Source organism: Erwinia sp. TECH1, assembly GCF_054057575.1.
The window spans coordinates 4,628,718-4,635,520 of record NZ_JBSRZK010000001.1 but is presented as its reverse complement, the minus strand read 5'-3'; the positions used below and the strand labels follow the sequence as shown (position 1 = coordinate 4,635,520).

Annotated in this window: 7 protein-coding genes and 2 tRNA genes; 7 read left to right on the top strand and 2 right to left on the bottom strand. The window is 54.7% G+C overall.

All coding sequences use genetic code 11. The features are described from left to right. Positions 1-95 precede the first annotated feature (95 nt). Both ACVWZ0_RS21765 and ACVWZ0_RS21760 read left to right on the top strand, forming a co-directional pair. Positions 96-172: transfer RNA gene (locus tag ACVWZ0_RS21765), tRNA-Asp, on the top strand. A 7-nt stretch (positions 173-179) separates the two neighbouring features. Then, positions 180-255: transfer RNA gene (locus ACVWZ0_RS21760), tRNA-Trp, on the top strand. 258 nt (positions 256-513) lie between these two features. Here the strand turns inward: ACVWZ0_RS21760 and hdfR are convergent. After that, positions 514-1,338, bottom strand: coding sequence for an HTH-type transcriptional regulator HdfR (gene hdfR / locus ACVWZ0_RS21755; RefSeq protein ID WP_253457158.1), 825 nt, complete (start codon positions 1,336-1,338; stop codon positions 514-516). A gap of 121 nt (positions 1,339-1,459) precedes the next feature. Between hdfR and ACVWZ0_RS21750 the strand changes: the two genes are divergently transcribed. Beyond that, positions 1,460-1,798, top strand: coding sequence for a DUF413 domain-containing protein (locus ACVWZ0_RS21750; RefSeq protein ID WP_125290748.1), 339 nt, complete (start codon positions 1,460-1,462; stop codon positions 1,796-1,798). A 61-nt stretch (positions 1,799-1,859) separates the two neighbouring features. Here the strand turns inward: ACVWZ0_RS21750 and ACVWZ0_RS21745 are convergent, their stop codons facing one another. Continuing rightward, entirely contained in the window at positions 1,860-3,377 is a 1,518-nt protein-coding gene (locus ACVWZ0_RS21745; RefSeq protein ID WP_253457161.1) for a YifB family Mg chelatase-like AAA ATPase, read from the bottom strand. Between the two features lie 325 nt (positions 3,378-3,702). Between ACVWZ0_RS21745 and ACVWZ0_RS21740 the strand changes: the two genes are divergently transcribed. From ACVWZ0_RS21740 to ACVWZ0_RS21725, 4 genes are all read left to right on the top strand, one after another. Continuing rightward, entirely contained in the window at positions 3,703-3,801 is a 99-nt protein-coding gene (locus tag ACVWZ0_RS21740; protein ID WP_125290746.1) for an IlvGEDA operon leader peptide, read from the top strand. 149 nt (positions 3,802-3,950) lie between these two features. Beyond that, entirely contained in the window at positions 3,951-5,597 is a 1,647-nt protein-coding gene (gene ilvG, locus ACVWZ0_RS21735) for an acetolactate synthase 2 catalytic subunit (protein ID WP_253457164.1), read from the top strand. After that, the gene (gene ilvM / locus ACVWZ0_RS21730; RefSeq protein ID WP_125290744.1) at positions 5,594-5,851 is read left to right on the top strand and encodes an acetolactate synthase 2 small subunit; all 258 of its coding nucleotides are present in this window, start codon (positions 5,594-5,596) and stop codon (positions 5,849-5,851) included. Before ilvG ends, ilvM begins: the two co-directional genes overlap by 4 nt. A gap of 19 nt (positions 5,852-5,870) precedes the next feature. Further along, positions 5,871-6,803 carry a branched-chain amino acid transaminase gene (locus ACVWZ0_RS21725; RefSeq protein ID WP_253457167.1) on the top strand — a complete coding sequence of 311 codons (933 nt, stop codon included), beginning with the start codon at positions 5,871-5,873 and terminating at the stop codon, positions 6,801-6,803.

Here is a 6,803-nt window from a genome sequence, read left to right as displayed (position 1 = left end):
TTTAGACCATTTATGGTCATGACTTTTCCCGTGACGCGGAAAAGGCGAAATACCTGATATCAGAGGCAACATTCTGAGTTCAGTACAGAATCGGTGGAGCGGTAGTTCAGTTGGTTAGAATACCTGCCTGTCACGCAGGGGGTCGCGGGTTCGAGCCCCGTCCGTTCCGCCACCCTTTTAGGGGCGTAGTTCAATTGGTAGAGCACCGGTCTCCAAAACCGGGTGTTGGGAGTTCGAGTCTCTCCGCCCCTGCCATTTAAAAATAATCCTTTGCTCCGGCAAAGGATTTTTTTTGTCTGAAAAACGGCTATTCTGTTCTGCCTGTCCTGCTTGTCCTGCTTGTCTGTACTGTTTCTCACCGGATTCTAACCTTTATCCCTGCATATCAAACGACCTTACCTCTTGATATTAAAGTCAGGAAATGGCCAGCAGCTGACCATTCTGTCCTGAAGGTCCTGAAACAAGGGCATATGACCGGAAACTTAAATCAGGGCGTATGACCGGAAACTTAAACTAAGGCGTATTAACCGGAAACTTGAGCAACTGTCTGATGTGTGACTGCTGATCGCTGTTTTGCAGCCAGACGGCGTAAAGCGGGCGTACGGCGACGGGCGTATCCGGGATAACGGATAAATCGGGATACTCGCTGTGCCAGATATCCGGTAAGAAAGCACAGGCACCGGTGGTATGCAGTAGCTGACGTGTCAGATGGGCTGACGTTGTTGTCAGCACGGGGACATCGTCCGCGCCCGCCAGATAGCTTTCATGCTGATGAAAATCAGCGCCCCATTCCAGCTTGATGTAATCATACTTTTCACGCTTCTCCGATTGCCGCGATCGATAAAGCGTTAGCGAAATATGACCGATCTGCTGGCTGGTCAGTTCGTCCATTTTAGGCGCTTCCGTAGTGATTAGCAGATCCAACTGGCGCTCATGCAGCTGTTTAACCAGCAAATGACGCTGAGCCACTCTTGCCTCCAGGTGCAAATCTTCCCGATTTTCATACAGCGTTTGTAGCCAGGGCGTCAGATAAGCTTCCCAAAGAGAAGCGCTGGCACCGATAGAAAGTTCATGATGCTGCTGGGTATGCGCGACCTCTTTTTTGGCCATCATCCAGGTGCTCATCAGGCTTTCGGCATAAGGAAGCAGCCTTTCGCCCGCTGACGTCAGGCGGATATTGTTACGGTGACGCGTAAAAAGGTTAACGCCCAGCTGATTTTCCAGCTGCCTGATGCGAAAACTTACGGCAGATTGCGTGAGATAGAGCGCTTCAGCGGCACGTCCAAAGTGGCGGGTTCTGCTCACTTCAAGAAAGGTCTTTAATAATTCCGTATCCACATCCGTCTCCTGAAAATCATTTGTCGTCATGATTTAAATGTTTTGTTTTACACTCTGTCAAGCGTATCTAATACTCCGCGCCATAAATAGCACGGCCATAAAAGAGTTAGGAGCGTGTAAAATGGCGGAAAGCTTCGCAACAACGAATCGTTTTTTCGATAACAAACATTACCCACGCGGTTTCTCGCGCCACGGTGATTTCACTATCAAAGAAGCTCAACTTCTTGAGCGTTATGGTTACGCTTTTAACGAGCTGGATTTGGCAAAGCGTGAACCCGCAACGGAAGAAGAGCGTCTGTTTATTGAGGTATGCCGTGGTGTACGCGAACCTCAGTCCGAAGCAGAACGGGTATGGTCAAAGTATATGACGCGTATCAAACGTCCAAAGCGTTTTCATACGCTTTCCGGCGGCAAGCCGCAGATGGAAGGCGTGGAAGACTATTCGGACAGCGATGATTAATGATAAAGGGGCTTCGGCCCCTTTATTGTCAGCGATAAACGCTTTTTTGCAAGATAAAAACCTATTCCAGACTGTTAAGCAGATGAACCAGCAATCTGTCCATTGCCCGATAGCTTAATGCTTCAAGTAAATGCTCCCGTTTAATACTCTCTTTTTCCGCTAAATCAGCAATGGTTCGGGCTACTTTCAAAATGCGCTGCCAGGCGCGAACGGAAAGTCCCAGCTGATTAAGCACCTCTTCCAGCCAGCTCGCATCCTCTTTGCTTATTTCACAAAATCGCCGTATATCGCCTGGCGTTAACTTCCCGTTAATCGCTCTGGCCCGCGTTAGCTGAACGTTTCTGGCGGCCAGAACCCGCTGACGCACCGTTGCGCTGGATTCGCTGACGGAAGCCTGGCTTAATGTGCCGGGCGGCAGGAGGGGGACTTCCAGCGAGAGGTCGAAACGATCGAGGAACGGACCGGAAAGACGGCTGAGATAGCGCAGCGTCTGTTGAGGGGTGCTGCGGTTGTGCTTTACGCCATGCTGACCGGTAGGGCTGGGATTCATGGCAGCCACCAGCTGAAATCGTGCCGGATAGATGACCTTTGCTTTAGCGCGCGACAGGGAAATACTTCCCGACTCGACAGGCTCTCGCAGGGCATCCAGCGTCCTGCGTTCAAACTCCGGCAGTTCATCAAGAAACAGTACGCCGTTATGCGCCAGGGAGATCTCACCGGGTTTAGGCAAGGTGCCGCCGCCAACCAGCGCATAGCGCGAAGAGGTATGATGCGGCGCCCGGAAAGGTCGCTGACGCCATGGGTGGTCAGCCAGCGACGAACCCGCCACGCTGGCGATAGCGGCGCTCTCCAGCGCTTCCCGATCGCTCAGCGGCGGCAGCAAACCTGCAAGACGGGTCGCCAGCATCGTCTTGCCCGTGCCGGGCGGGCCAATCAGCAGCAGGTTATGACCACCGGCAGCGGCGATCTCCAGCGCTCTTTTAGCCTGCTGCTGGCCGATGACCTCGCTTAAATCCTCGGCGGGCATAATGATGTCGGTGGGAGCATAGCTGGCCTGCTGGAGATCCGCCTGTCCATTTAAATAAGCGCATACGTCAAGCAGGCTATTCGCAAGACGGCTATGCGCATGTTTTACAAGGCTGGCCTCATGACCGTTGTCCGTGGAGAGGATCAGCGTCCGCTTCGCCTCTGCCGCCGCCATGGCAGCAGGAATAGCAGCCTGTACGCCTCGCAGAGCACCCGTCAATGCTAATTCTCCCAGTAACTCATACTGCCCCAGTTTTTCTCCGCAAATTTGCTCTGAGGCCGCCAAAATCGCTATGGCGATAGGGAGATCGTATCGGCCGCCTTCTTTGGGCAGATCGGCTGGCGCAAGATTCACGGTAATGCGTCGCGCGGGAAAGGTGAAGCCGCAGTTTATCAGCGCGCTCCGGACACGTTCACGCGCTTCCTTAACCGTGGTTTCCGGCAGGCCGACCAGCGTCAGAGCAGGCAGGCCATTACTTAAATGCACTTCAACGGTTACCAGAGGCGCTTCCACGCCGATAGCCGCACGCGTATAGGTAACAGATAGCGACATAAAAACTCCTTATGGTCGTATTCTGTCCTGCTTCCTGACGGGTGACGAGAGCCGATATTCCGCTTATCGAAGCGGCTCGCAAAAAATATCGTTTCCCGGAGCTTTTATAAAAATTTGACGCGACCCATAAAAACAGGGCAAAGCCATTGCGTCTGGTACGTAATGAATAATTTTCAGGATTTAGCTTATTCCTTGATTAACGGTTGGTTTTTTATTAATCGCGGCGGCCATCATAAAATAAAGTGATGAAAAAAGTTGAATGCATCGCGCTAACTGTGATAACTCTGTAGGCATTACTTCGAACAAGTGAATTTATCGAATCTAAATGAAAGCCCTTCTACGAGTCCTAAGCCTTGTCATTATCAACGTCGTCGTGATTATTATCACGCCGTGCGGGGCTACGCTCGGAGGAAGAAAGGCTTAAAAATCAAGCCTGAATTCAGAAGAACCCCCGCACCGAAAGGTCCGGGGGTTTTTTTTTGGCAGGGCTGACAGGCTATCAACGACAGAGGAACAGAAGATGAACAGTAGAATAAAATGCTGTTGTTCCCAGCGAGAGGCGGGGAAATAACTATGAATGGTGCTCAGTGGGTGGTTCAGGCGTTGCGTGGGCAGGGAGTCGAGACTGTTTTCGGCTATCCGGGTGGTGCGATTATGCCCGTCTATGATGCGCTCTATGATGGCGGCGTCGAACATCTACTGTGCCGACATGAGCAGGGTGCTGCCATGGCCGCCATCGGTTATGCCCGTTCTACCGGAAAAGTCGGCGTTTGCATCGCCACGTCCGGCCCCGGCGCGACCAACCTTATCACCGGGCTGGCTGATGCAATGATGGATTCCGTGCCGGTGGTGGCGATTACCGGCCAGGTTGCCGGCGGCCTGATCGGCACCGACGCTTTTCAGGAAATTGACGTGCTCGGCCTGTCGTTGGCCTGTACCAAACACAGCTTCCTGGTCGGCTCGCTGGAAGAGCTGCCGGAAATCATGGCCGAAGCTTTCGCCATCGCCCGCTCCGGTCGTCCCGGCCCAGTGCTGATCGACATCCCTAAAGATATCCAGTTAGCCAGCGGCGAGCTGACAGCCCATCTGGCGGCGGTTGAAGACGAAGCGGCGCATCCTCATCAGGCGTTGGCGCAGGCGCGCGCCATGCTGGCTCAGGCTAAGAAACCGGTTTTGTACGTGGGCGGCGGTGTTGGCATGGCCGGTGCCGTAGAGGCCCTGCGTGCGTTCGCTCGCGAAACGGGCATTCCTACCGTCGCCACGCTGAAAGGCCTGGGCGCGCCGGATCCTCAGGATGCCTGTTATCTGGGAATGTTGGGTATGCACGGCACCAAGGCCGCCAACTTTGCCGTCCAGCAATGTGACCTGCTGATTGCCGTCGGCGCCCGTTTTGACGATCGCGTAACCGGCAAGCTGGATACGTTTGCTCCTCATGCCAGCGTTATCCATATGGATATCGATCCCGCCGAGCTGAACAAATTGCGCCAGGCGCATGTGGGATTGCGAGGCGACCTCAATAAGCTGCTGCCGGACTTATATCATCCGACGGAAATCAGCGCATGGCGCGAGCACGTGCAGGCGCTGAAGGCCGATCACGGCTGGCGTTACGATCATCCGGGCCAGGCTATCTATGCGCCGCTGTTTCTGAAACAGCTCTCCGATCGTAAACCGGCAAGCGCGGTTGTTACCACCGATGTCGGCCAGCACCAGATGTGGACAGCGCAGCATATGAGCTTTAACCAGCCGGAAGATTTTATTACTTCCAGCGGTCTCGGCACGATGGGCTTCGGACTGCCGGCCGCCGTGGGCGCGCAGGTCGCCCGACCGGAAGATACCGTGATCTGCGTGTCGGGCGACGGCTCTTTTATGATGAATGTACAGGAGCTGGGCACCATCAAGCGCAAGCAGCTGCCGGTAAAAATCGTTTTGCTGGATAACCAGCGTCTGGGCATGGTGCGCCAGTGGCAGCAGCTGTTTTTCTCGGAGCGCTACAGCGAAACCAATCTCTCCGACAACCCCGATTTCCTGATGCTGGCCCGCGCTTTCGACATTCCCGGCCAGCGCATTACCCGTAAAGACCAGGTGGCTGCCGCGGTAGACGCTTTGCTGAACAGCGAAGGGCCTTACATGCTGCATGTCGCCATTGATGAACTTGAAAACGTCTGGCCGCTGGTGCCGCCGGGTGCCAGCAACGAAAATATGATGGAGAAAACCTCATGATGCAGCATCAGTTATCCATAGAGGCGCGCCTGCGCCCTGAAATCCTGGAACGCATCCTGCGCGTTGTTCGCCATCGCGGCTTTCAGGTTTGCGCAATGAATATGTCTTCCGGCGAAAATAGCGACAGCATAAATATTGCCATGACCGTTGCCAGCCAGCGCCCGGTCGATTTACTGTCAACACAGTTAAGCAAGTTGATGGATGTTGCCACCGTTCACATCCAACACCAGACAACACAACAAATCCGCGCCTGAGCGCGAAAAGGAAAGAAGAATGACGAAGAAAGCTGACTTTATCTGGTTCAATGGCGAGATGGTGAAGTGGGAAGAGGCGAAAGTTAGCGTCATGTCCCACGCGCTGCACTACGGCACCTCCGTATTTGAAGGCGTCCGCTGCTATGACTCGCACAAAGGCCCGGTAGTCTTCCGCCATCGTGAACATATGCAGCGTCTGCACGACTCTGCAAAGATCTATCGCTTTCCGGTCAGCCAGAGCGTTGATGAGCTCATGGAAGCCTGCCGCGAAGTGCTGCGCGTCAACAAGCTGACCAGCGCTTATATTCGCCCGCTGGTTTTCGTCGGCGACGTGGGCCTGGGCGTGAACCCGCCGGACGGCTACAGCACCGATGTGATCATTGCCGCCTTCCCGTGGGGCGCTTACCTGGGCCCGGAAGCGCTGGAGCAGGGTATTGATGCGATGGTTTCCTCCTGGAACCGCGTGGCGCCAAACACGCTGCCAACCGCAGCGAAAGCGGGCGGCAACTACCTTTCCTCTCTGCTGGTGGGCAGTGAAGCGCGCCGTCACGGCTATCAGGAAGGCATCGCGCTGGATACCCAGGGCTATATCTCTGAAGGCGCCGGCGAGAACCTGTTTGAAGTGAAAGACGGCATCCTGTTTACGCCGCCGTTTACCTCCTCCGCGCTGCCGGGCATTACGCGCGACGCCATCATCAAACTGGCGAAAGAGATGGGCATTGAGGTACGCGAGCAGGTGCTTTCCCGCGAATCGCTCTATCTGGCCGACGAAATCTTTATGTCCGGTACGGCGGCGGAAATCACCCCGGTACGCAGCGTGGACGGCATTCAGGTTGGCGAAGGCAAACGCGGCCCTATCACGACCCGCATCCAGTCCGCTTTCTTTGGGCTGTTTACCGGCGAAACCGAAGACAAGTGGGGCTGGCTGGATCCGGTCAACCCACAACAATGA